A 24,818-nucleotide genomic window follows, 5' to 3' on the forward strand; every position below is an offset into this window, starting at 1 on the left:
GGAAAATCAGCCGAAACGGCCGGTAATGTAGTCTTCAGTCTGGCTTTTCGAAGGCTTGGTGAAGATGGTGTCGGTGTCGCCGTGCTCGATCAGTTCACCCATGAACATGAAAGCGGTGTAGTCCGAGCAACGTGCCGCCTGCTGCATGTTGTGAGTCACGATGATTACCGTGAATTGCTCTTTGAGTTCAGTAATCAGTTGCTCGATACGGCCAGTGGAAATCGGGTCGAGGGCTGAAGTCGGCTCATCGAGCAACAACACTTGCGGACGCAGCGCGATGGTGCGGGCGATGCACAGACGCTGCTGCTGACCACCGGACAACCCGGTGGCGCTCTTGTTGAGTTTGTCTTTGACTTCGTCCCACAACGCCGCACCGCGCAGTGCCTCTTCCACGCGATCTTCCATTTCCCGACGCGACAGCTTTTCGTGGTGTTTGATGGCGTAGGAGATGTTGTCGTAGATCGACATCGGGAACGGCACAGGCTTCTGGAACACCATGCCCACGTGGCTGCGCAGGCGGTTCATCGAGTAGCCCGGCGCCAGGATGTTCTCGCCGTTGAGCAGCACTTCACCTTTCGCTTCCTGCTTCGGGTACATCGCGTAGATACGGTTGAACACGCGCAGCAGGGTCGACTTGCCGCAACCCGACGGACCAATGATCGCGGTGATGCGCTTTTCCGGGATGATCATGTCGATGGATTTCAGCGACTTCTGTTCGTTGTAGAAAAACTCCAGACCACGAACTTGAATCTTGGTTTTTTCATTGGCAAGGGAAAGGTTATTCATCAAGACGCCCTATTGCGCAAAAGAATTAAGCGGGAAGCGAGGCTGAGGACCAGCACGAACAGTGTCATAACCAGGGCGCCTGCCCAGGCCAGAGAGTGCCAATCGTCAAATGGGCTCATGGCGTACTGGAACACCACGACCGGTACGCTGGCCATCGGCTTGAGCAGATCGCTGCTCCAGAACTGGTTGCCAAATGCGGTGAACAACAGCGGCGCGGTTTCGCCGGTGATACGGGCCAGCGCCAGCAGGACGCCTGTTACCACACCGGCCTTGGCGGCACGCAGTACGATCTGCAGGGTCAGTTTCCATTGCGGAACACCCAGGGCCAGCGCGGCTTCGCGCATGGTTGATGGCTGCAGTTGAAGCATTTCATCAGTGGTGCGAACCACCACCGGGATCACCAACAACGCCAGGGCCAGCGCACCGGCAATCGCCGAGAAGCCCACTTTGTGATCGGTCCACTCATTGAGTGGCAGGATCACCGCGGTGTACACAAACAGACCCAGGACGATCGACGGTGCAGACAACAGAATGTCGTTGACGAAGCGTACCGCGTTGCCCAGTTTCGAATAGCGGGCGAACTCAGCCAGCCAGACGCCAGCCATCAGGCCAATCGGCGTACCGATCAACAGGCCGATACCGGACATCAGCACGCTGCCGTAAAAGGCGTTGGCCAGACCGCCTTCAACACCCGGCGGCGGTGTCATGCCGCTGAACAGTCGAAAGTTCAAGGCATCCACACCGTTGATGATGGTGGTCAGCAGGATCCACACCAGCCACAACAGGCCGAAGGCCGTCGCAGCGCAACTGAGAACCATGGCAGCCTTGTTCTTGAGGTCGCGAACCCGATACAGGCTCTCGTTGCCAGTCACATCCTTACTCATAACCCCTCCTTGCGGGACAGACGCGACAGCATCATGCGGGCCAGGGCCAGCACGATGAAGGTCACTACGAACAGCAGGAAGCCCAGGGCAATCAGCGACGAGCGATGCAGGTCGGTGTATGCCTCGTTGAACTCGTTGGCGATCACCGAAGCAATCGAACTGCTTGGCATCATCAGCGACGCCGAGAACTGGTGGGAGTTACCCAACACGAACGTCACTGCCATGGTTTCACCCAGTGCGCGACCGAGCCCGAGGAAGATGCCGCCGACTACCGCGGAACGGGTGTAGGGCAGAACGATGTCCCAGACCACTTCCCAGGTAGTGCCGCCCAACGCGTACGCGGACTCTTTAAGGGTGGTAGGTACACTTTTGAAGACTTCGACCATGACCGAGGTAATGAACGGCGTGATCATGATCGCCAGCACGATGCCGGCGGTGAGCATGCCGATACCCAATGGCGGCCCTTGGAACATCGGGCCGATAAAGGGCAGTTCGCCCAGGTTCTCATTGATCCACGGTGCGATATGTTCAGCCATGTAAGGACCGAATACGAACAGGCCCCACATGCCGTAGATGATCGAAGGAATACCCGCCAGCAGTTCGATAGCCGAAGAGATCGGCAGGCGCAACCAGGGCGGCGCTACTTCAGTCAGGAAAATCGCGATGCCGAAGCTCACCGGAACGGCGATCAGCAAAGCCAGAAAGGAGGTCACCAAAGTACCGTAGATCGGCACCAGTGCGCCAAACTTGCCATCGACCACGTTCCACTCGGTGCTGGTCAGAAAGCCAAAACCGAACGTCTGGAATGCAAGGCTGCCGCCCCACAAGGTCGAAAGTGCGATACAGCCGAGCAATGCCAGAACCAGCATTGCAGCACCGCCCATGGTGCGCTTGAACCAGCGATCATGACGCTGATCGCGAGCCGCTCGGCGCTCACCCTCGGAGACGGAAGCAGGGATCGCAGCGGACAAATATTGGGTGTTTTCAGTCATCTTGGGTCCACTCGCAAAGAAACCCTGTCATCGCTTCACGATGACAGGGGTGAGCCGGAGAAACGTCGAATTACTTGGTGAACTCGGTTTTCCAGTAGTCCTCAACCTTGGTGACCAAGGCTTTCGGCAGTGCTACGTAGGACAGGTCTTCAGCTTGTTTCTGACCGTTTTCCAGGGACCACTTGAAGAAGTCAAAAGCAGCAGCGCTTTGCTCTGCGTTCTTGGCTTTCTTGTACATGATGATCCAGGTCGTCGCGGTGATCGGCCAAGCGGTTTCACCCGGGGCGTTGGTCATGATCAGGTTGAAGTCTTTAACGCTGTTCCAGTCGGCAGTGTCAGCTGCGGCAGCGAAGGCTTTGGCGTCTGGCTTGATGAACTTGCCAGCGGCATTCTTCAACTGGGTGTAAGACAGTTTGTTGGTTTCAGCGTAGGAGTGCTCAACGTAGCCGATCGAACCTTTGATCTGCTTCACGTAGGCAGAAACGCCTTCGCTACCCTTGCCACCTACACCGGCTGGCCATTGAACGGTCGAACCGAACTTCAGCTTCTCGTTCCACTCCGGGCTGACTTTGCTCAAGTAGTTGGTGAAGTTGTAAGAAGTACCCGAACCGTCCGAACGGTGAACAACGGTGATGGCCTGGTCTTTCAGCTTGTCTTTCAGCTCAGGGTTCAAGGCAACGATGGCTGGATCGTTCCACTTCTTGATTTCACCCATGAAGATTTTGGCCAGTACCGGGCCGTCCAGTTTCAGCTGGCCTGGCTCGATGCCTTCAACGTTGATGATTGGCACGATACCGCCGATCACGCTCGGGAATTGACCCAAGCCGCCTTTCTCAAGGTCTTCGGCAGACAGAGGAGCATCGGATGCGCCGAAGTCAACGGTCGCGGCCTTGATTTGAGCGATACCGCCGCCGGAACCGATCGACTGGTAGTTGATGCGGTTGTCGGCAGACTTGCTGTAATTCTGCGACCACGCGGAGATAACCGGGAAGACGAAACTCGAACCAGCGCCTGTTACGTCTACCGCATGAGCCATACCACTCAGGCACATCGAAGCGAGCAGAACCGACAAGCGTTTTTTAGTCAGCAGAATCACGGCGATACCTCAACAAGGGAAATTTGGTGGCCCGTCCATGGGAAGGCCCGATGCGGATTTAATCCTCTGAATGTTGCGGTTTCATGACAATCAGTCGAGTTGTGTCATCCAAAGACCTTTTATGTAGGTTTGGGCTTACAACGAAAACCCTGAGAACGGGGGTTTCGCGCAATAAAATCAAGGGTTCAAGGGTTTTCAAGGCATACCTGCCCCGCTACTAGCTCTACGCCACCATTCTTATAACTGAGGAGCGATACGCCATTGGTCGGGGCTTTCGGCACCTATTTCACTACCCCGTGCACCAATGCAAGTAACCCCCTAACAACAATGGAGACGCATCTCATGAACAAGTCCAGATTAACGGCCCTGGCGCTGGCCAGCCTTATGACAGTGGCGACCGGCGCGGCCATGGCTGGCTCCACCGGCCCGACCAATCCCGTAGATGGCTCGGCCAAGACCCCGCCTCCTGTCTTGAAGAAAAACACCGATGGCAGTTCATCTGGCTCAGAAGGTACAAGCCCTGGCACTAAAGGCATGGACCCTGACCCGCAGAAAGGCGGCGCTGAAGGCGGCGGGATGAAGAATGACCAGGGTATGGGCGGCAGTGGTGGCGGCAGTGGCGGTGGCGAAGGTGGGTCGAGCGGCAGTAAGTGATCCGACTTGCGCAAATGTCTGTTTAGGCATAACCCGTTACGTGAATTGAAATGCCTTTTATATAGGTCTGCAGGAGCGCGGCCGTCGTCCAGACGCCGCGCTGGCCCGTAGCAAACGAAGGGGTCGTAGGAAGGCAATGCCCCTGACGAAAGAAGCAAGGCGAATGTACCTACGTCCTTCCGGCTAAAGCCGGTCCTGCGAGATCCCGATATTTCAGTGACTTATGTGCTCGTGCGCTCCTACAGGTCCGTGGTTGCTCCAGCAGCATGGCTCATGACTCAAAGCAGCGCACTGCCTGCACTTGCTGGTGCACATCCCCCTGAAAAATTCCACTCCCACCTTTCCAAAAATATAATCAAACTCATATAAATCAGTCATTTAGAGCAACCTTAGAGACCTTGGCATCAAATCTGCTTTATCGAGATACAAGTGGGATACCACCTGTATCCAGAGATAAACGCTCGTTGATCAAGGCCTTTCAGCTCATGAGTTCTCCGTCAGCCTGCCCGACGCAGGTGGTATTAAAGCCGCTCACCGCAGAAGCATTCGCACCCTTTGGAAATGTCCTCCAACTGGGTGACGGACCGCGTCGTCAGCATGTCACTGGTGCCGTTGAACGTACCGACCATGCCCGCAAGCCACAACTGTGGATCGCCACCGTGCAACAGGCGGTGACCTTGCCGCTGACACTGAAGGCGCTGGAGCGCCACCCCTTCTCGGCTCAGACATTTATCCCTCTCAATGCCTGCCCTTATCTGGTGGTGGTTTGCCACACCGATGACAGTGGCCTGCCGGACCTGCACACCTTGCAGGCGTTCCGCGCCAGCGGCGATCAGGGCGTGACCTATAAGCGCAACGTCTGGCACCACGGTCTTTCAGTGCTTGAGGCACGTGCCCAGTTCGTAGTGTCCATGGCCTTCACCGGGGAACAGAACGACGACGTCTTCACCCCCCTGCAAACGTCCATCGAACTGCTGGAGGCTTGAACCTGATGACACAGCACACCCGTGACTTCATCGGCTATGGCGCTAACCCGCCGCATCCGAACTGGCCAGGCAGAGCGCGGATTGCGCTGAACTTCGTGATCAATTACGAGGAAGGTTCGGAGCCCTCCATCGACGACGGTGACGGGTTTACCGAATCGGGCCTGACTGAAGGTGGAGCCGGTTCGTTCGAGGGGCGTGATCTGGCTGCCGAATCGATGTTCGAATACGGCAGCCGGGTGGGTTTCTGGCGTCTGGCCCGCCTGCTCTCGGAACGCGGCATGCCCGCCACGGTTTATGGCTGTGCACTGGCGCTGGAGCGCAACCCCGAGGTGGCTCAAACCATCCGCGATCTCAACTACGACGTCTGCGCCCATGGCTGGAAGTGGGAACGCCATCAACTGCTGAGCGAAGCCGAAGAGCGCGAACGCATCCGGCGCACGGTACAAAGCATCACTGAAACCACCGGCGAGCGTCCGTATGGCTGGTATTGCCGTTATGGCGCCGGGCTCAATACCCGACGCCTGCTGATGGAAGAAGGCGGCTTTCTGTATGACAGCGACGCCTATAACGACGAACTGCCCTATTGGCACCGTGATGACTCAAAAACCCACCTGATCCTGCCTTATAGCCTGGCAAACAACGACGCCAAGTTCATTCGCGGCGGCATGAGCACCGGGCAGCAGTTTTTCGAATACCTGCGCGACAGCTTCGACATGCTCTACGCCGAAGGCCTGACCGCGCCGAAGATGATGTCGGTGGGCTTGCATACGCGAGTGGTCGGCCACCCGGGGCGCGCCGCCGGACTGGCACGCTTTCTCGACTATGTGCAACAGCACGATCGGGTCTGGGTCTGCCGCAGGCTCGACCTCGCACGACACTGGTACGCCGAACACGGCGCCTGAACTTACCCATTCACCTTTAAAGCTCTTACCTTCAGAGACAGGACGACCCCGTGGCCATGAATCGAGTATTTCGCAAGGCGCTGTTGATCTGCACTTCCAGCCTGTTGCTGGTATCCGCTGGATTGCATGCAGAGGAATCTGAACACCCGCAAGACAAACCCCTGATCGTAGGCAGCGACTTTGGCGTGGCCCCGTGGATCATGCGCGGCACCAGCGGCCCGGAAGGTTTCGGCGTCGACCTGGTCAGCGAGATCTCCAAGCGTCTGAAGCGTCCGGGTGTCGAGATCGTGGATATCAATTTTTCGGGGCTGTTCGCCGGACTGTTCTCCAAGCGCATCGAGTTCACCGTCAACCCGACCACCATCACCGCCGAGCGCTCGGAGCGGATGTTGTTCTCGCAACCGATCATGTCCACCGGCAACGGCTTCATGGTTAAAGCGGCCAACGACATGAAAGGCTTCGATGACCTCAAGGGCAAGGATGTGGCGGTCAATCGCGGCACCATGTCCGACACATGGGCCACTGCGAACGCCGAGAAGTATGGCTTCAACGTGCAGCGCTACGACACCTTCCCCGATACCGTTCAGGCGTTGATGACCAACCGCGCGTTCACGGCCATCAACGAAGTACCAACCACTGTCTATGCCGCCAGCAAGAACAAAGCGATCAAGGTGGCCTTCAAGGACCTCAGTTCGCCGCGCAACTTCGGCTATGCCTTCCGCCTCGACAACGAGGAGTACCGCAACAAGGTCGACGACGTTATCAAGTGCATGAAAATGGACGGCACCATGGCCCGCCTGCACGAGAAATGGTACGGCGCCAAACCTGAAGACGGCTCAGCGGTGACCACGGTCTATCCAGGCTACGGCGCTCCTGGCTTCAAAGGCTACGTGGCGACGTCCCCGGCACCGGTATGCAACTGAAGCAGGCTAAAGGCGAAGTTTGAATGGAAGCGCTGATCGAAAACTTCTTCAATCTGCCAGTGATGGTGGGCGCCCTGCCCGCCATGCTGCCGGGGTTCGGGCTGACTGTGCTGGTGTCGTTGCTGGTGATTGTCTTCGGACTGACCTGCGGCCTGGCCCTGGCGATTCTGCGCTCGCTGCAACTGCGCGGGGTCAATGGGCTGATCACCTTCTACGTCGATGTGTTTCGCACCTTGCCGCAGCTGGTGATCATCATCTTCCTGTACTTCGGCATGCCGTATATGGGCGTGACGCTGTCGCCACTGGTGACCACCGTGCTGGCGCTGGGCGCTGTGCTGTCGGCGTTTGCCTGCGAGATCTTTGTCTCTTGCATGCAAGCGTTACCCAAAGGCCAGACCGACGCTGCAAAGGCGTTGGGTTTCGGCCGGTTGCGGACACTGTTCATGATCGTATTGCCACAGGCGATCCGCATGGCCGTGCCATTGCTGACCAACCGGGCGATTTCCATCAGCAAGGGCACCGCGCTGGGCACGGCCGTGTCGCTGCCGGAAACCCTGGGTCAGGCCCAGAGTTACATGTCCATCGTGGCCAACCCGTCACCGCTGACCCTGGCGGCCGGGTTCTATCTGCTGTTGTTCATCCCGCTGGTGATCCTGAGCCGCTGGCTCGAACACTCCAGCCACAAAGGTCGCTGATATCGCCATGGATATGTTTCTCGAAAACTTCGCTAACCTCGATTCGCTGCTGATGATCTATCCGCTGCTGCTTCAGGGGCTGAAACTGACCTTTCTGTTGAGCATCGTCACCCTGCCCCTGGCGCTTCTTGCCGGTCTGCTGCTGGCGATTCTCTACAGCTTCGATATTCGGGCTCTGCGCGGAGCAGTGCTGGTCTATATCGACATTTGTCGCTCGTTTCCCGTGGTGGTGCTGCTGGTGCTGATCTACTTCGGTCTGCCTTCCGTGGGCTGGCAGATCAGTGGGTTCAACGCCGCAGTGCTGGCCATGGTGCTCAACCACTCCGGCTACTTTGGCGAGATCTTTCGCACCGGGGTCAAATCGATCCCTCAGGGTCAGTACGAAGCCGCACGGGCCCTGGGTTTTCGCCCGCTCCGGCTGGCGGTGATGATCGTTTTGCCCCAGGCGATCCGCAATGTGTTCGCGCCCCTGGCGGGCAACTCTCTTGAGCTTGTGAAAACCACCTCCATCGCCGCAATGGTGGCGCTGCCCGAGCTACTGCGCTCGGCGCGAGTGGCTCAGGAACAGACTTACAACCCCACGCCACTGATGGCCGCAGCGCTGATCTTCTTCGTGCTGCTCTGGCCGTTCGCCCGCTGGGTCGCCCGTCTGGAACGGCGGATGCTGGTCACTCGCTAAGTACGTCCGCCCCTCACTATTTTTCAGGAGCAGTCATGTCGACTCTCATCACTGGCGGCAGTGGTTTCATCGGTCTGGCACTGGCCGAACAGCTATTGCGCAACGGACAAACCGTGGTGCTCTTCGATCGCCAGCCAGCACCGTCGGCACTACTGGATGCGTTCCCCAAAGGGGCCGTGGAACAGTTCACGGGCGATATTCGCGATGTGGCCTTGTTAAAAAGCGTCATGGCGCAGCATTCGGTTGATCAGGTGGTTCACGCCGCCGCGATCACCCCGGACCTGCAACGCGAGACCCGCGATGCCAGCACCGTGCTGGACGTCAATATCAATGGCACCGTCGCGCTGGTCCTGGCCTGTACAGAGCAACCGTCAGTACGCCGGGTGCTGTTGGTCAGTTCGGTGGCGGTGTATGGCTTTGCGCCGCCACCCGGCCCGACCTACCGCGAGGATCAGGCCTGGCCGCAGCCCACCGGTCTGTATGGCATCAGCAAGCTGGCCTCTGAACACATTTCCCTGCGCATGGCCGAGCTGCATGGCCTGGATCTTTGCATCGCGCGGCTGGGCCCGGTGTTTGGCCCTTGGGAATACGCAACCGGGGTTCGTGACATGTTGAGCCCCCACACCCAGACCCTTGAAGCAGCTCTGAATCATCAGGAAGCCTGCCTGCCGCATAGTTTGCTCGCCGACTGGATCTATTCCCGTGACGCAGCTGACGCTCTGGTGCGGCTGCTGACCAGCACAACCCTCAAGCACAGGCTCTACAACGTCGGCGGCGAGGTTCAGACCGATCTGCCGCAATGGTGCGCGCACCTGAGCGAACGCTGGCCGACCTGGTCCGCGCGCCTCGCGCAGCGCCCGGAAGACGCCACCGTCCGGTATGGACTGCCCGGCACCCGTCCAGCGTTATCCACCGAGCGTCTGCGCCAGGACACCGACTGGTCTCCCGCCCATTCCTTGGCCGAGGCCGCAACCGACTACCTGCACTGGCGATCACAGATCGCTGCCAGCTAACTGGAGAATTCCGGCATGGGCCGTCTTACTGATAAATCGATCCTCATCACCGGTGCCTCATCCGGCATCGGCCGCGCCATCGCACTGCGGTTTGCCGCAGAAGGCGCTCGCCTTTTACTGGCTGACCTCAGCACCACAGTGCGCGAAGGCGGAACCCCGACCATCGACCTGTTGCGCGAGCAAGGTTGCGTCGCCGATCACGTCGACATGGACGTTTCATCAGAGGCCGATGTCCAGCGCGCTGTCGATGCACTGATTGAGCGGGACGGCAAAATCGACGTGCTGGTCAATGACGCCGCCGTCAGCGTTGGCAAACCTTTGACCGAAACCAGCCTGGAGGAATGGAACCGGGTCATCGGCGTCAACCTCACCGGCGTGTTCCTGATGTCACGCAAAGTAGTCGAGGCGATGCTCAAACAGCCCGAGCTCGATGGTGTGCGCGGTCGTATTGTCAATATTTCTTCGCAACACGGCATGGTGGCCTGCCCACAGGATGTCGCCTATGGGACCTCCAAGGCCGGGGTGGTCTATATCACCCGGCAGATCGCCGTGGATTACGCCGCTCAAGGCATTATTTGCAACGGCGTGGCACCGGGGAAAATCCTCACCGGCAAGACCGGCCGGGCCATCGCCCCGGAAATGCTCGCGTACTCACAATCGCGCACCGCCCTGCCACGTCTGGGTCGCCCTGACGACGTAGCCAATGCCGCGCTTTTCCTGGCCAGTGACGAAGCAACGTTTATCACCGGCGAGAACCTATTGGTCGATGGCGGCTGGATGGCTGGCTGATCGCAGAGGATTACCTTCAATGAACACCGCAACGAACACAGCAATGACCAGCCCGGAACCCATGATTCAGATGATCGGCGTGAACAAGTGGTACGGCGAATTCCAGGTACTCAGGAACATCGATTTTCATGTCAATCCCGGGGAGCGCATCGTGGTGTGTGGCCCGTCCGGCTCTGGCAAATCGACCATGATTCGCTGCATCAACCAACTGGAAGAACACCAGAAAGGCCGCATCGTGGTCGATGGTCACGACCTGAATGCCAAGACCAAAAATGTGCATCAGGTGCGTCAGGAGGTCGGCATGGTGTTCCAGCAGTTCAACCTGTTCCCGCACCTGACGGTATTGCAAAACCTGATGATTGCCCCGGTGCAGATTCGTAAACTGCCCAAGGCCGAAGCCGAAGAACGCGCCCGGCATTATCTGGAGCGCGTACATATCGCTCACCGGGCCGACCACTACCCGTCGCAGCTTTCCGGCGGCCAGCAGCAGCGGGTGGCGATTGCCCGAGCGTTGTGCATGAAACCCCGGGTCATGCTGTTCGATGAGCCGACCTCCTCCCTCGATCCGGAAATGATCAAGGAAGTGCTGGATGTCATGGTCGATCTCGCCAAGGAAGGCATGACCATGGTCTGCGTCACCCATGAGATGGGCTTTGCGCGCACCGTGGCCGACCGCGTGGTATTCATGGACGCCGGGGAAATCGTCGAGCAAAGTGCGCCGGAGCAATTTTTCAGCGCACCGCAAACCGAGCGGGCGCGGCTGTTTCTCGGCAATATATTGCATTGACCTCACATCGACGAGCAGTGATCGCAAACCGTATGCATAAGCAGGAAGCACCATGAACGATCTTGACGCTTCAGTTACCGTAGAAGGCAGCAGTCGCCGCCCCAGCGGCACCAGCCGCCGCCCGGCCGAGAGCGTGACCCGGCAAACCTATCAGGCCTTGTTCGATCTGATTGCCAGTCGGCACCTGGAACCGGGCGATCTGATTGAAGAACGCAAGCTCGCCGAGCGCTTTGAAGTCTCGCGAACGCCCATGCGCGCCGCGATCAGTCGGCTGCTGGGCGAAGGTGTTCTGCAACTGCTGCCCAATGGCCTGCTGGTGGTTCGCGAAGTGGACATCACTGAATACCTGGAACTGCTCTCGATCCGGCTGATGCTGGAAAGCGAAGCGGCGGCCCTGGCAGCGACGAATATCCCCCTGGCGCCGCTGGACGAGATCGAAAGACGTTTGCAGGAGGTTGTCGCCCGGCCGTCACGGGAAAATGAAGGCTTGTATCTGGATGACGACATTCATGTACTGATTCTTGCCCATTGCGGCAATCAGTCCCTGAGCCATTTCATCCGGGAAATCCACAAACGCATCCGTATGCGCAACCTCACCCGCATCCCCGAGCGCTTCCTGCCTGCCTGTCACGAGCACCTGGCGCTGGTGGCTGCACTCAAGGCGCGTGACCCGGAACAAGCTCGGCAATGCATGCTCGCTCACCTGAACAGTGCGCGGGACAGCTTTCTGGAATCGGTGGGTATCAAGCGTTGAAGACGTGGCACGACATTGAGCGCGTCGCCAAGCAAACACAGGATCTGTAGGAGCTCACGAGCAGCGCGAGGCAGCGATGGCGTCCTGCCTGATACACCGCCATCGCGGCCTCGCGGTGCTCGTGCGCTCCTACAGAAAAGTATTCCAATCAGATAGTTGTAGTGTTTCTGATAAGAGCCATCTTTGTTAGCGCGGCATAGTGTCAGGCTCACGATTTCGCGAACAAGTTCGCTCCTACCCAGACTGTGTGAAAACGTAGCGAGCGACGGCAAGACAAGGCAAAAACAGGCGAAAAACGGCCGGGGTCGCGTCCGACTCTAGTGTTCTAAATGAGCATTTTTCGCCTGTTTTTAACGCAGTATTGTGCGCGTAGCAACGAAGTTGCCCAGCCTGTAGTAGTTTTCACACAGTCTGTACCGGAGATCGCATCTGCATTTCCGTCTTGGCTAAACCGGGATAGCGTTCTCTTCCCACTGCACATAACACACCACCACCGGCATAGCGTGTTCGGCGCAGAAATCCAGCCAGCGCAACTGGTTATCCTGCAGGCGGTCGCCGGGGCCTTTGACTTCGATCATTCGGTAACGGCGCTCGGCCGGGAAGAACTGGATCAGGTCCGGCATGCCGGTCCGGTTGGCTTTGATATCCAGCAGCAGGCGGCGGAACCAGTGACGCAGATGCTCGACCGGTAAACAGTGCAGCGCTTGTTCAAGCAGTTCGGGCGTTAACGTGCCCCAGAAGACGAAGGGTGATTGCAGGCCGGACTTGCTGCTGTAGTGATGGCGAACAGTGTCCTGCCACGTGTCGTCGTCCAGTTGCGCCAGACAGGCATCGAACAGCGCAGCGCGACGCTGATAGAAATCAGGGCTGTGCAAATCGCTTGGGCCACTGTGGAACGGGTGGAAGAACGCACCTGGCAACGGCGCAAAAATTGCCGGCCAGCACAGTAAACCAAACAGTGAGTTGATCAGCGCATTCTCGACGTAGTACACCTCGCTGCCCTCTTCAGCCAGATGCAGCTGGATCATCTGTTCAACGCTCAAATCCGCGCGCAGTTCAACGCTCACATCCAGCCGCTCGACTTTACGTGTCACTCGGCGGACCTTATCGATAAGGCCAAGCTTGCGTTGCAGCCGTGGTAACACTCGACGTGCATGCTGCAATTCAGCATCGCTTTGCGGAGCGGCCTGTACCTGTTCAAGCAACGTCAGGGCAGCCTGATAATCTTCGCATCGCTCCAGCACCCGAACACGCCGGGACCTGGCACCGGGATAGTTGCTGCGCTCGTACACGCTCAATGCCAACGACCAGTCCTGCTCACGCTCAGCCTGTTGACCGATCTGGTAAAGGGTTTTGCTGCGCCGCATTTCCAGCCAGGGATTGCCCGTGTCGATGGCCAGCGCCCGGGTCACCAGCACTTCCAGCTCGCCGCCCTCATCAAGCGCCTGACGGCAGGCGTGCAGCTCAAGGCAGGTATCGATGTCTGCACGGTCATTGATGGTCCGTGAGTCCAGGGAGAACTCAACCTTTTCATAACGATAAACGCCCAGATCAGCGAGGACGAACTCGGACCATTCCTGATAAAGATTGCCGAAATACAGCAATCGCAAACGGTCACAGAGCGGCATGACCTTGAGGGCGAAAATCGTCTCATCCAGCTCTTCATGCCAACTGTCCAGAGTTTGTGTGGCCTGATGAAACGGTTGCAGCAGCTCCAGCAGCTCGTGCTTTCGCTCGGTGCCGCGGATGCCATGGGCCTTGAAACAGGCAGCCAGCTCGGCCTTGCGCAACAGGATAAACAGCTGTTCAAGGTTGAGCGCCGGGCGCGGATCAACCCAGCCGTGTAACAGTAGCGGCTGCACCGCTTCCAGCGTGTCGCCCAGTTCCGGATAACTGAGCTTGCTGGCCCGAAACAGCTCGCCCTTGCGCATGACCATACGCACCAGCAAACCCTGCGCTGCTTGCGGCAGTTGCGCAAAGCACTCGATGAATTGCTGTTCTTCCTTATCAAGCAAATCCGCGTAGCGCCGGGCAATCCAGCCCAGCACCTGGCGGAAGTTTTCAAGGTAGTAGAACGGGTTTTCCAAGGGTGACGTATTCACGGCAACGCTACGCAACAAGACCAGACATGTGCGCAAGGATACTGTTTATCCGTACAGATTCCAGCGTTGAATAAATCGCCTGATAAATGGTCTGCGATATCGTAATGCGTGAAGCGATAGAATCAACGCACGTTAACTGTCACGCCGGAGATCGATCATGCTGATCACTACCGCCCCACGGGTTTATCTGGCCGGGTTTGATGTGTTTCGCAAAGATGCCATAGAGCACGGCCAATACCTCAAGGCCTTGTGCACCGCCCATGGCCTTGAAGGCATGTACCCTTTCGATAACGAAGTCCCCACCGGGCTCTCTGCTCAGGAAACTGCGCAACTGATCTGCTCGATGAATATCGCCATGATTCAGCGCAGCACGGCGGTGCTGGCCAATCTGAATGTGTTCCGCGGTCTTGAGCCGGATTCCGGGACGGCGTTTGAAGTCGGCATGGCCATCGCCCTGAACAAGCCGGTATGGGTTTACTTTGATCCGGTGGAATCACTTCGGGATCTGGTGCCCCACGACCTGAATGGCTACGACGAACACGGCTATCTGGTGGAGGATTTTGCGCTGCCCAGGAACCTGATGCTGGCGTGCACGTGGGCGGGTTCCAGTTCGACAGTGGAGCTGGCGGTTGAGGCGCTGTCGCTGTATCTGGCTCGACAGGTGTCAGATCTGTAGGTGCTCCCTGTCACCGAGCTGTCTCGCGGCAAACAGAGGAAACGTGGGACGCCCAGGGTGGCCGTCCACTTTATCCGGGAAGGCCGCATTCCTGACGATAAAAATGCGGCGAATGTACTGGCCTCTTCCCGAATAAAGTCGGTCCTACCGGTTCTGTATGAACTCAGATAATTACAATTTGTTCGGCGAGAGCTGCCGACGTGCGCCCGGAGCTCTTAATTCACCGAAGAAGAACCCACATCGCTGCTGAAAATCGGATCAAGCTTGTCAGAGTCACTGAACTCGTCCAGACCCAGCACATCCAGGTCGAGATAAGCTTCCGGGTCGGTATCTTCATCAGCGTCGGCGTCATTCAATGGCGACTGATCACCTCCGAACTGATGGTCGATGCGCGCAACAAACGGCTGCTGAGCAACTTGCGTATAAAACGGTGAATGTGTCTGCATCTACTGCTCTCCTGATCATGTCCCTGTACCAGCGCTGCAAACGAGCCTGCGTAAGCACAGGCTAACCCAGCCTGTAGGAAAATGGAGCTACCAGCGTCAGTTCCAGCTCAAAAATTCTTCGCTGCTGTCACGCAGCATCTGCACCATGGCTTGCGCCGCAGGCGACAGATAGCCGCCTTCACGGACGGTGCAGCCAATGGTGCGCTTCATAGTCGTTTCCTTCACGACCACTTCACGCAACTGTCGCATGTTGTTGCCAAATTCGAGGGTCTCCCGGGCAGTGAAACTCAACAGGCTGGTGCGTTCGATCAAACCGGGCAATAACGGGATCGAATTGGCCTCGATCTGAACCACAGGCAACGGCAACTGCTGCGCACTGAACGCCTGATCCAGCCATTTGCGCGATGAAACGCCGGTTGGCGGTAGCACCCAGCGATAAGCGCACAGGTCAGCCATGCTGTACCGGCTTTTGAAGATCGGATGATCCTTGCTGGCGATCACCACCGCTTCGTCCTTGAGAATCGGAAAACTCTCGAACTGCTCGTCGTCGGTGATCAGCGAGCAAATGATCATGTCCAGTTGCCCGGAACGCAGGGACTCACGTAGCAGGTCGTCCTGGCCGATGACCATCTTCAACGTCACGTCCGGCGAACGCTGCAGCAGTGCCGACGTCAATTTCGGCAGCAGGTATTCAGCCATGGTAGACGCACAACCGACACGAATATTTCCCACGGCACCGCTGGCGAAATCGCGAACCTCGCGCTGGGTCTGGGCGATGCTCTGCTGCAGAACCTTGCCCCTTGCCTGTAAAAGTTCGCCCACCGGAGTCAGCTTGATCCGCCGTCCATCGCGCTGGAACAGTCTGGTGCCGAAAGACTCCTCCAGCCGCTGGATGCTTTTGGTCAGCGCAGGCTGGCTGCGATTGAGTTTTTGCGCCGCTCGACCCAGATGGCCCAACTCGGCAATCGTTTCAAAATAAGCAAGATCGCGAAGATCCATAATTCATCAACCAAAGTTATCAATTCATGACTATTAGAAAATAGACTTGATCGATTGAAGTGTCGATACTCTTGTCGTACGAGCGTCCTGTCTCGCTCGCCTCGCGGAGCCCACCCCCTTGTCACGCGCCTCTGGCTTTTCGCTGCACACCTTGCCCAAACCCATTCAATGGGCAGCCCTGATTCTGGTCGCAGGGGCTGCCGGCCAACTCCTCAAATACTGGCAAATGCCCGCCGCATTGTTTCTCGGCCCTATGCTGACCGCCATCGGCTTTGGGGTGATGGGCGCGAATATTCGCTTGCACAAAAATCTGTTTCGCCTAAGCCAGGGCACGGTCGGCGTACTGATTGCCCACTCGATGACCATGGCGGTTCTGATAACAGCCCTGCATTCCTGGCACGTCATGCTGTTTGCCACGGCACTCACGGTCATTCTCAGCGCTGGCGTCGGTTTATGCCTGGTGCGCTACGCCGGGATCGCGGGCAGCACCGCCGCCTGGGGCACGTCACCGGGTGCCGCATCGGCGATGGTTGCCATGTCGGAAGATTACGGCGCCGACTCGCGGGTCGTCGCCACCATGCAGTACGTGCGGGTAGTCTGCGTCGTGATGGTCGGTGCGGTGGTCAGTCGGCTGATCGGCGTGGAAGGCGGCGGCACTGAAGTCCATAGCGCAGACATCGAGCTGGAAGGCATGAACTTGCTGAACTTCGCCTTGAGTCTTGCGGTGATCGGAGTCGGCATCATCGTCGCCGGTAAAATCCCTGCGGGTGCCTTGATGGGGCCACTGCTGATCGGTGGCGCTCTGCAGTTGAGCGGTCTCCTGCAAATCACCCTGCCCTCGTGGATGCTGACGCTGGCCTATGGCGCAATGGGCAGTTACGTTGGCCTGCGCTTCGACCGCCCCACCATCAAGTACGTCTGGCGTCGCATGCCGGCAATGATTCTTGGCTCAATGCTGCTGATCGTACTCTGCGCACTGTCAGCCTGGTTGATTGCGGTCATGCTGGACAAGGATTATCTCTCGGTTTATCTGGCCACCAGCCCCGGCGGTCTGGATGCCATGGCGATCATCGCCATCGACACCCAGTCAGACGTCGGCTTTGTGCTGGCCATGCAGACCTTGCGCCTGATCGGCGTGATCCTTACGGGCGCGTTCTTCGCCCGGCAAATCATCCGGCTGACCGATAAGAGCGCGACTTCGCACTGACTGCCTGTAATCCATTGAATCTATCGCGCTGGTCCCTCTCAAACAGCTAATCACTGCGTCTTTGAGAGGACCACCGTGAGCACAATCAAAATCGCCACTTTCAACATCAACGGCATTCGCAGCCGCCTGCCGATCCTGCTGGACTGGTTGCGCCGCGAAAGTCCGGACGTGGTTTGCCTGCAAGAATTGAAAGCTGCCGATCTGGCCTTCCCCATCGACGAAATTCGTGACGCAGGCTACGGCGCCATCTGGCAGGGACAGCCTTCGTGGAATGGCGTGGCGATCCTGGCCAAGGGCATGGAGCCGCTGGAAATCCGCCGCGGCCTGCCCGGCTTTGAAAAGGACAGCCAGAGCCGCTACATCGAAGCGGCGGCGCATGGTGTGATCGTCGGCTGCCTGTACTTGCCCAATGGCAATCCTCAGCCGGGACCAAAATTCGATTACAAACTGGCGTGGTTCGAAAAGCTTATCGAGCATGCCGAGTCGCTTTATTCGAGTGGGCATCCGGTGGTGCTGGCAGGCGATTACAACGTCGTGCCAACGGACGAGGATATTTACAACACGCGGTCATGGCTCAAGGATGCATTGCTGCAGCCGGAGAGTCGCGAATGCTTTCAGCGCCTGCTGGCCCAGGGCTGGACCGATGCCCTGCGTACGTGCTTTCCGGACGAGCCGATTTATACGTTCTGGGATTATTTTCGCAAGCACTGGGAGACCAATTCCGGACTGCGGATCGATCATCTGCTGCTTAACGCAGAAACCAGCACCCGACTGGAGCGCGCCGGTGTGGATCACTGGCCGAGGAACGAGCCGCATCCCAGCGACCATGCACCGACGTGGGTTGAGCTGGAGATGGGGGAGTGAAACCCCGAACGTAATAAATGCACGCCCTGTGAAATGCAATTCCCCTGAGGGAGCCGGGCTTGGTCTGGGCCGCATCCGGACGATACATGAGACGCAGCTGGAAGACATACCGCGTTATCGTTTATCGTCCGGATGCGGCCCAGACCAAGCCCTGCTCCCACAAGGGGTTCTCCATCCGCCGCAATTTTTCAAGCTCATGCAGGACCGGTGGGACCGACCGGGTTGGCGCTCCACTTCACTCGGGACGGCAGTATTTCAATCGATACAAGGGTTGCGGGTGCGCCGGCCTCTTCGCGAATGAATTCGCTCCCACAGAGAATTGAGCTTGCAGGCCAACATAGGATCAGGATCTCCCACAGGAAATCGTTGCCTTCCCGCATTGACTCACCCCATCCCCGCCAACGCACTCGCCAGACTTGGCGCTAGCGGCAATACCGGTAACAACGTCGCTTGATACGCGTGATACAGATCAGGCTTGCCACCCCAGATATCCGCGCTGGGCTGGTTGAGCGGGTCAAGCTCGTGATGCCAACTGCCCAGTTCGTGATCGATGAACAACGTTTCGTTGAACTCCCAGAAGCATCGATACCAGTCTTCGTACTGCTTTTCATCCGTGCGCTGCAAAAACGCGCCAGCGGCAGCAGCGGCCTCGCAATGGACCCAGTGCAGCCGATGACGAACCACCGGCTGCTTCTGCCAATCGAGGGTGTAGACAATGCCCGGCAGGCCGTCGACATTCCAGGCATCACGGCACGCATTGGCAAACAGCTGACGTGCATCCGCCAGCAGCCACGACGGGGTCGGCAATTTCAAACGCTGACGCGACGCCTCCAGATGCAACAACAGCCGAGCCCACTCAAAGGCGTGCCCCGGCGTGGTGCCATAGGGGCGGAAGCCATCGGCGCGATTGTCGTGGTTGTACTCCGGCAGAGGCTGCCACGACAGGCTGAAGTGCTCGATCACCTGATATTCATTGGCAGCCGCATGACCGTGAATCACCCGCTCGACAATCCGCAGCGCGCGATCCAGCCACTGGGCATCGCCGGTCACATCGGCCAGGGCAAGAAAAGCCTCGGTGCTGTGCATGTTGCTGTTGGCACCCCGATAGGTTTCCTCTTGCGTCCAGTCACGAGCGAAGGACTCTCGCATCGCGCCCTCCTCCTCGCTCCAGAAACGGCGCTGGATCACCTCGATCGCCTCCGACAACAGCGCCTGCGCACCCGGCCGCCCCGCGACGACAGCCGAGCTGGCCGCCAATGCGACGAAGGCATGCAAGTAAGCCTGTTTGTCGGTTTTGCTGTGGTGAGTCAGGGGCGTACTGAACCAGCCGCCATGTTCCGCATCCCGCAGCGGCCCTGCCAGTGACGCAATGCCGTGGTCCACCAATGCTGCGCAGCCGGGTATGCCACGGATGTGGGCCATGGCGAAGCTGTGGGTCATGCGGGCGGTGTTCATGGTTTCGGCGTGAGCGTTTTCGGGCAGGACGCCACGCTCATCAAGATTGCCGAACCCCTGGGGGAGCCGTGAGGCCTTGGCGAAGGTCAGGAGCCGATTGCCTTCCCGGGCCAGCCACTCATGGTGACCGGACGCACGAAGCCAACTGCTGAAAAGATTGTTCTTATTGTCCATGAAGCTGTCTCGCCTCTGTCATTGAGCAGAGGCGAATCATGCCCGGCAGGACCCGCAAGGAGCAAGCGCCAGACAAGACAGCAGCGAATCAGACCTTGAAGCGAGCCACCACCTGATTCAGGTCACCCGCCAGGCGCGACAGCTCATTGCTTGAGGCACTGATCTGGTTGGCGCCCTGGGTCGACTGCATGGACAGGTCGCGGATGTTGACGATGTTGCGATCCACTTCCCGGGCAACTTGCGCCTGCTCTTCGGCTGCACTGGCGATGACCAGGTTGCGTTCCGAAATCTGGTTGATGGATGAGGTGATATCCGTCAGCGATGCGCCCGCACCTTGAGCCAGAGTCAGGGTTTCGTTGGCGCGTTCGCTGCTGGTCAGCATGGATTCCAGTGCCTGGGCAGAGCCGCTGCGCATGGCACTGACCATCTTGTCGATTTCCAGGGTCGACTGCTGGGTGCGATGGGCCAGTGCCCGGACTTCATCAGCTACAACGGCGAAACCACGGCCGGACTCGCCCGCCCGCGCTGCTTCAATCGCTGCGTTGAGGGCCAACAGGTTGGTCTGCTCGGCAATGGAGCGAATCACGTCCAGCACCTTGCCAATATCCTGCGACTGATCAGCCAGGCTCTGTACCAGCGTCGAAGTCGCCTGGACGTTATCGGTCAGGGTCTGGATTGACTGCACGGTTTCCACGACGCGCGCCTGACCCGCCAAAGCCGAACGACTGGAGTTGTTCGATGCATCGGAGGTGGACACAGCGTTGCGCGCGACTTCTTCAACGGCCGACGTCATCTCGTTGATAGCGGTAGCCGCCTGATCGATTTCAGCATTCTGCTGGTGCAGGCCGCGATAGCTGTCTTCGGTCACCGAGTTCAGCTCGGTAGCAGCCGAAGCAAGCTGTGTCGCGGAGCTGCCGATGTGCTGCATCGCCGAGCGCAAATTACCCTGCATTTTGTCCAGTGCCGCCAGCAAACGGGTCACTTCATCACTGCCGTCCACCGTAATACGCTGGGTCAGATCACCATTGGCGACGTTTTCCGCGGCAGTCACGGCAACCTCTAGCGGACGCACGATGCTGCGGGTCAGCAGCAAGGCCAAGGCAATAGTGCCCAGGCCAGCAATAACCACGAAAATGAATACGATGTTGCGTGACTTGTCGTACTGCGCCTCAGCGGCCTTGCCTTCCGCATCGACATGCTGCGCATAGAACTCGCTGAGATCAGCCAGCTGCTTACCGGAACCGTCGACGATTGTCTTCATGTCCACCAACAACAATTTGTTCAGCGCATCGCGATCATTCTGCGCTGCGATCACAAACGATTTATCGAGGGCTTTCTGATACTCACCCAGGGTCACCCGAAACTGATCGCTAAGTACTTTTTCCTCCGGGGTGTCCACAAACGAGGCAAAAATATCGAGTTTCTTGCTCAGGTCCTGATTACGCACATCGAGCTGACTGCGGTAGGTGGCGATATTCTTGGGATCCGGGTCCAGCGCCATACGCAGGGAAATAGTGCGGATACGCAGCATGATTTCACGAACGTCGTTGATCACGCGCATGCTCGGCAGCCAGTTGGTTTCAACCGCGACCTCACTCTGACGAATCGTCGACATTTGAACCATGGCAAACCAGCCGAGCAAGGCGACCAGCAAAGAGATAAGCGTGAAGCCAAGACCGGCTCGGCGGGCGATGGTCAAATTGCGTAGGTTCATGACGGAAGCTCTTGTTGTTGGCAGGAGGGTCAAACTGGACAGCAGAATGTTGTAGGACAACCCAAATATCGACCGACGAGCGGCCTTCTTGAACGAAAAACCGCCTGCCCCGGCAATTAATTCCGAATATTTCTCAAACAGATCGTCCGTGAACAGACGAACGCTCTGTGCAAACCGCCAATAACTTTGTCTAGACCTTAGGAGTTACCCAAAAGCACGCCAGACTTTCTGAGCGTTTGAACGGAGAACACATCATGCATCTGGAAGGTTCATGCCATTGCGGCGAAGTCGAGTTCAGCCTCAACAGCGCACATCCCTACCCTTATCAACGCTGCTATTGCTCAATCTGCCGCAAGACACAAGGTGGTGGCGGCTACTCGATCAATCTGGGGGGCGACGCGAAAAGCCTGAAAGTCAAAGGCCGGGAAAACATTTCGATTTATCACGCAAAAATCCGCGAAAACCATCACGTCAGGATCAGCAGCGCCGAGCGGCACTTCTGCAAATTGTGCAGCAGCGGCCTGTGGCTGTTCAGCCCGGAATGGCCGGAGTTGATTCATCCCTTTGCGTCAGCCATCGACACCGCTCTGCCATCGCCGCCAGAAAATACTCACCTGCTACTGGACTCCAAAGCGTCTTGGGTCGAGGTGTGCGTGCATGAAGGCGACAAGCAATTCGATGAGTACCCGAAAGAGTCTATTGCCGAATGGCATGAGCGGCTGGGACTGGTGCGCTAAGCCCAGCCACGCAAAACCCTAAACCTGCTCCAGGATTTTGATCGGTTTCAGGTCGGGATCACGGAAGTAGACCGAACGAATCGGCACCATGGCACCGGTGCGCATTTCATGCAGGAGCAGCCCGCTCCTCCAGACGCCGCACTGTCCCGCAGAATCTGTAGGAGCTGCCGAAGGCTGCGATCGCGGTGTGTCAGGAGCAATGCTTCGCAGCCTTCGGCAGCTCCTACAGACAAGTAGTCCAAATCACATAGTTGTCGTTTGTTTGATGAAAGTGAGCTTGCTCGCGATTCGATTTCCTGGTCGACAAATTTATCGCATGAACTGACGCTATCGCGAGCAAACGGAAGCTGGCAGCCGACGGAACGCTCGTGGCAAAGTGCGGCTCATCTGGTAATCCCACGCTGAAGAGAACCCGCGATCTTGGCCAAGCACCGAATCGTATGCCTGCTCCCCGCCCTATTTGCACTCCAGGCCTGCACCTCAGTGGCTGGCAATGATCATCCATCGCAAAGCTTTGCCGACTATCGTCAGCAGACGCTGCAATGGATACAGCAACACAGAAGTTTCCAGACTGCGGACCGTGCCGCCGAGCTGCAATGGAACGCTCCGCAGGAATGGCGACCGACAGGCGCACCCAAAGGCGGCGTGTTGCTGGTTCATGGTCTGGGTGACTCGCCGTGGTCGTTCCATGACGTCGGCGCAAAGCTCGCTGCCCGTGGGTTTCTGGTGCGTACCGTGCTGTTGCCCGGTCACGGCACGCAGCCGTCCGACATGCTCGATGTCACACTGGAGCAGTGGCAAAAGGTGGTTCGGGAACAGGCGCAGACGCTTGGCCGTGAAGTGCCCAAGGTGTATCTCGGCGGCTTTTCCACGGGGGCCAATCTGGTGCTGGATTACGCCTACGATCACGACGAAATCGCCGGGCTGGTGCTGTTCTCTCCAGCCTTTCGCTCCGACAGCGCCTACGCTTGGGCGACGCAGTGGATTGCCTGGGCGCGACCGTGGCTGGCGAGCCCAAACGACCCGTTGCGCCCGCTGCAGACACCCGTGCGCTACCTGAATGTGCCGACCAATGGCTTTGCGCAGTTCTATCGCAGCAGCGTACTGGCGCAAGATCGACTTGAAGAACGTCGCTACGACAAGCCCGTTTTCATTGCAATTACCCAACATGATTCGGTGCTGGATACTCGCTATGTCCTGGACAATTTCAATCAGCGTTTCAGCAACCCGGCGAGTCGCATGATCTGGTACGGCGACAGTCCGACCGACGTCGCGAAAACGCCCCGCGTGCTGGTGCGCAAGGATTACCTGCCTGAATACCGAATCAGCCAGTTCTCCCACATGGGCCTGCTGTTCTCCCCGGACAACCCGCTGTACGGGGTAAATGGCAAGCAGCGCATTTGCTGGAACGGTCAGGAAACTGCGGGCATGCAGAAATGCCTGGCCGGTGATCAGGTGTGGTATTCGGACTGGGGCTACCGCGAGCCAGGCAAAGTGCATGCGCGGCTTACCTTTAATCCTTGGTTCGACTGGCAGTCAGGGGTGATGCTGCAGGTGTTGGGGGATGCGGAGGCGGGTTCTGAATGAAGGGGATCCGGCCCTTGTAGGAACTGCCGAAGGCTGCGAAGCATTCATCCTGACACAACGCCATCGCAGCCTTCGGCAGCTCCTACAGTTCCTTGCCATTTGAAACAATCACAGCGCTCAATCCAGCGGCGCGAAGCGTTCGCGGCTGTTACTCAGGTGCGTCCACATCGCGGCACGGGCTGCATCCGGGTCCTGGCGGCGGATTGCAGCAAGCAGCGCCTCGTGTTCCAGATTGGCCAGATACCCATGATGAGCGAGGTTGGCGCCTGCCCTTTCGCTTGACGCGATGCGACTGCGGGGAATGATCGCGCTGCCCAGGTGCTGCATGATCTCGGTGTAATACGAGTTGCCGGTGGCTTCAGCGATCAGCATGTGAAAACGCCAGTCGGCCTCCACACAACTGTCCTCGTTGGCCAACAGATCCTGATAGTCATCCAGGGCCTGGCGCATCGCGGCCAGCTGTTCGTCTGTCCGGCGCAGTGCTGCAAGCGCCACGGCCTGGGTTTCCAGACCGATGCGCAGCTCGATCATGTCTCGCACACTGGCAGCGGTTTCAACTTTCAGATGCAGCCCTGTCTGATTACCCCGCTCCAGCACGAATGTGCCGACGCCGTGGTGGGTTTCCACCAGGCCGGAAGCCTGCAATTTGGAGATTGCCTCACGAACCACGGTGCGGCTGACGCCGTGATCACGGACGATCTGATTTTCCGAAGGGAGCTTTTGCCCTGCCGGGATTTTGCCCAGCAGAATCCGCTGACTCAGCTCGGTCACCAGATCCGTCGCCAGATTGTGAGGTCGGCGCTTTGGTGCCTGACGCGTGGGCTGCTGCATGAAGACCTGTCCTGAACGCCAATTTTGCCGGGATCATAGCACCGCTCAAGAAGTGCTTGTCATACAAGCAAGCCCGGATGAACTCA

At 58.2% G+C, this 24,818-nt stretch carries 25 protein-coding genes and 1 pseudogene; 15 read left to right on the forward strand and 11 right to left on the reverse strand.

What is annotated here, in order from left to right:
• Window positions 1-6 precede the first annotated feature (6 nt).
• The 4 genes from pstB to pstS all read right to left on the reverse strand — a co-directional run bounded on the left by pstB (window position 7) and on the right by pstS (window position 3,758).
• Entirely contained in the window at window positions 7-786 is a 780-nt protein-coding gene (pstB, locus tag K3169_RS18370) for a phosphate ABC transporter ATP-binding protein PstB (protein ID WP_027900520.1), read from the reverse strand.
• The gene (pstA, locus tag K3169_RS18375) at window positions 786-1,670 is read right to left on the reverse strand and encodes a phosphate ABC transporter permease PstA (protein WP_255880227.1); all 885 of its coding nucleotides are present in this window, start codon (window positions 1,668-1,670) and stop codon (window positions 786-788) included. The genes pstB and pstA overlap by 1 nt, the downstream gene beginning before the upstream one ends.
• A complete protein-coding gene (gene pstC, locus K3169_RS18380; protein WP_263267340.1) occupies window positions 1,667-2,662 on the reverse strand; it encodes a phosphate ABC transporter permease subunit PstC in 996 nt (331 codons plus the stop codon). Before pstC ends, pstA begins: the two co-directional genes overlap by 4 nt.
• Window positions 2,663-2,732: 70 nt before the next feature.
• Window positions 2,733-3,758 carry a phosphate ABC transporter substrate-binding protein PstS gene (pstS, locus tag K3169_RS18385; protein WP_099269981.1) on the reverse strand — a complete coding sequence of 342 codons (1,026 nt, stop codon included), beginning with the start codon at window positions 3,756-3,758 and terminating at the stop codon, window positions 2,733-2,735.
• A 342-nt stretch (window positions 3,759-4,100) separates the two neighbouring features.
• Here pstS and K3169_RS18390 point away from each other — a divergent pair, with 342 nt between their 5' ends.
• The 10 genes from K3169_RS18390 to K3169_RS18435 all read left to right on the forward strand — a co-directional run bounded on the left by K3169_RS18390 (window position 4,101) and on the right by K3169_RS18435 (window position 11,940).
• Window positions 4,101-4,412 carry a hypothetical protein gene (locus K3169_RS18390; RefSeq protein ID WP_263267341.1) on the forward strand — a complete coding sequence of 104 codons (312 nt, stop codon included), beginning with the start codon at window positions 4,101-4,103 and terminating at the stop codon, window positions 4,410-4,412.
• A 485-nt stretch (window positions 4,413-4,897) separates the two neighbouring features.
• Window positions 4,898-5,398 (forward strand): ureidoglycolate lyase, encoded by a 501-nt coding sequence (locus K3169_RS18395; RefSeq protein WP_231668129.1) that lies wholly within the window; start codon window positions 4,898-4,900, stop codon window positions 5,396-5,398.
• 2 nt (window positions 5,399-5,400) lie between these two features.
• Complete coding sequence (locus K3169_RS18400; protein WP_231668133.1) at window positions 5,401-6,300, forward strand: allantoinase PuuE; 900 nt, start codon at window positions 5,401-5,403, stop codon at window positions 6,298-6,300.
• Between the two features lie 56 nt (window positions 6,301-6,356).
• Window positions 6,357-7,223: a substrate-binding periplasmic protein gene (locus tag K3169_RS18405; protein WP_263272325.1), complete on the forward strand. Its 867-nt coding sequence runs from the start codon at window positions 6,357-6,359 to the stop codon at window positions 7,221-7,223.
• A 23-nt stretch (window positions 7,224-7,246) separates the two neighbouring features.
• A complete protein-coding gene (locus K3169_RS18410; RefSeq protein WP_027900514.1) occupies window positions 7,247-7,918 on the forward strand; it encodes an amino acid ABC transporter permease in 672 nt (223 codons plus the stop codon).
• Between the two features lie 7 nt (window positions 7,919-7,925).
• The gene (locus K3169_RS18415) at window positions 7,926-8,597 is read left to right on the forward strand and encodes an amino acid ABC transporter permease (RefSeq protein ID WP_099269987.1); all 672 of its coding nucleotides are present in this window, start codon (window positions 7,926-7,928) and stop codon (window positions 8,595-8,597) included.
• Window positions 8,598-8,632: 35 nt separating this feature from the next.
• Entirely contained in the window at window positions 8,633-9,610 is a 978-nt protein-coding gene (locus K3169_RS18420) for an NAD-dependent epimerase/dehydratase family protein (RefSeq protein WP_263267342.1), read from the forward strand.
• Between the two features lie 15 nt (window positions 9,611-9,625).
• Window positions 9,626-10,399, forward strand: coding sequence for an SDR family NAD(P)-dependent oxidoreductase (locus K3169_RS18425; RefSeq protein ID WP_231676343.1), 774 nt, complete (start codon window positions 9,626-9,628; stop codon window positions 10,397-10,399).
• A gap of 19 nt (window positions 10,400-10,418) precedes the next feature.
• The gene (locus K3169_RS18430; RefSeq protein ID WP_306475057.1) at window positions 10,419-11,186 is read left to right on the forward strand and encodes an amino acid ABC transporter ATP-binding protein; all 768 of its coding nucleotides are present in this window, start codon (window positions 10,419-10,421) and stop codon (window positions 11,184-11,186) included.
• 52 nt (window positions 11,187-11,238) lie between these two features.
• The gene (locus K3169_RS18435; RefSeq protein WP_231668127.1) at window positions 11,239-11,940 is read left to right on the forward strand and encodes a GntR family transcriptional regulator; all 702 of its coding nucleotides are present in this window, start codon (window positions 11,239-11,241) and stop codon (window positions 11,938-11,940) included.
• A 446-nt stretch (window positions 11,941-12,386) separates the two neighbouring features.
• On the opposite strand, the gene K3169_RS18440 is transcribed toward K3169_RS18435, so the two are convergent.
• Window positions 12,387-14,042 carry a VRR-NUC domain-containing protein gene (locus K3169_RS18440; RefSeq protein ID WP_231668126.1) on the reverse strand — a complete coding sequence of 552 codons (1,656 nt, stop codon included), beginning with the start codon at window positions 14,040-14,042 and terminating at the stop codon, window positions 12,387-12,389.
• A 157-nt stretch (window positions 14,043-14,199) separates the two neighbouring features.
• Between K3169_RS18440 and K3169_RS18445 the strand changes: the two genes are divergently transcribed.
• Window positions 14,200-14,718, forward strand: a complete 519-nt coding sequence (locus tag K3169_RS18445) for a nucleoside 2-deoxyribosyltransferase (protein ID WP_027900509.1) — start codon at window positions 14,200-14,202, stop codon at window positions 14,716-14,718.
• Between the two features lie 215 nt (window positions 14,719-14,933).
• Here K3169_RS18445 and K3169_RS18450 read toward each other — a convergent pair whose 3' ends face one another.
• Both K3169_RS18450 and K3169_RS18455 read right to left on the reverse strand, forming a co-directional pair.
• The gene (locus K3169_RS18450) at window positions 14,934-15,164 is read right to left on the reverse strand and encodes a hypothetical protein (protein ID WP_231668125.1); all 231 of its coding nucleotides are present in this window, start codon (window positions 15,162-15,164) and stop codon (window positions 14,934-14,936) included.
• 96 nt (window positions 15,165-15,260) lie between these two features.
• Entirely contained in the window at window positions 15,261-16,163 is a 903-nt protein-coding gene (locus K3169_RS18455) for a LysR family transcriptional regulator (RefSeq protein WP_099269991.1), read from the reverse strand.
• 118 nt (window positions 16,164-16,281) lie between these two features.
• Between K3169_RS18455 and K3169_RS18460 the strand changes: the two genes are divergently transcribed.
• On the forward strand, window positions 16,282-17,370 hold the full coding sequence (locus K3169_RS18460; RefSeq protein WP_099269992.1) for an AbrB family transcriptional regulator: 1,089 nt from the start codon (window positions 16,282-16,284) through the stop codon (window positions 17,368-17,370).
• Between the two features lie 75 nt (window positions 17,371-17,445).
• Window positions 17,446-18,234 carry an exodeoxyribonuclease III gene (xth, locus tag K3169_RS18465; protein WP_027900505.1) on the forward strand — a complete coding sequence of 263 codons (789 nt, stop codon included), beginning with the start codon at window positions 17,446-17,448 and terminating at the stop codon, window positions 18,232-18,234.
• A 384-nt stretch (window positions 18,235-18,618) separates the two neighbouring features.
• Here the strand turns inward: xth and K3169_RS18470 are convergent, their stop codons facing one another.
• From K3169_RS18470 to K3169_RS29825, 3 genes and pseudogenes are all read right to left on the reverse strand, one after another.
• Window positions 18,619-19,863: an AGE family epimerase/isomerase gene (locus K3169_RS18470; RefSeq protein ID WP_263267343.1), complete on the reverse strand. Its 1,245-nt coding sequence runs from the start codon at window positions 19,861-19,863 to the stop codon at window positions 18,619-18,621.
• A gap of 88 nt (window positions 19,864-19,951) precedes the next feature.
• Entirely contained in the window at window positions 19,952-20,815 is an 864-nt protein-coding gene (locus K3169_RS29820; RefSeq protein WP_373562236.1) for a methyl-accepting chemotaxis protein, read from the reverse strand.
• Window positions 20,810-21,577 (reverse strand): annotated as a pseudogene (locus K3169_RS29825) (MCP four helix bundle domain-containing protein); the annotation flags it as partial. The gene K3169_RS29820 and the pseudogene K3169_RS29825, both read right to left, overlap by 6 nt.
• 254 nt (window positions 21,578-21,831) lie before the next feature.
• On the opposite strand from K3169_RS29825, the gene K3169_RS18480 reads away from it, so the two are divergent.
• Complete coding sequence (locus K3169_RS18480; RefSeq protein ID WP_263267344.1) at window positions 21,832-22,314, forward strand: GFA family protein; 483 nt, start codon at window positions 21,832-21,834, stop codon at window positions 22,312-22,314.
• A 444-nt stretch (window positions 22,315-22,758) separates the two neighbouring features.
• Window positions 22,759-23,901 carry an alpha/beta hydrolase gene (locus tag K3169_RS18485; RefSeq protein WP_411567056.1) on the forward strand — a complete coding sequence of 381 codons (1,143 nt, stop codon included), beginning with the start codon at window positions 22,759-22,761 and terminating at the stop codon, window positions 23,899-23,901.
• A 117-nt stretch (window positions 23,902-24,018) separates the two neighbouring features.
• Here the strand turns inward: K3169_RS18485 and K3169_RS18490 are convergent, their stop codons facing one another.
• On the reverse strand, window positions 24,019-24,732 hold the full coding sequence (locus K3169_RS18490) for a FadR/GntR family transcriptional regulator (RefSeq protein ID WP_263267346.1): 714 nt from the start codon (window positions 24,730-24,732) through the stop codon (window positions 24,019-24,021).
• Window positions 24,733-24,818 lie beyond the last annotated feature (86 nt).

The organism is Pseudomonas phytophila (assembly GCF_025643095.1).
In the GTDB taxonomy this organism is placed as follows: Bacteria; Pseudomonadota; Gammaproteobacteria; order Pseudomonadales; family Pseudomonadaceae; genus Aquipseudomonas; species Aquipseudomonas quasicaspiana.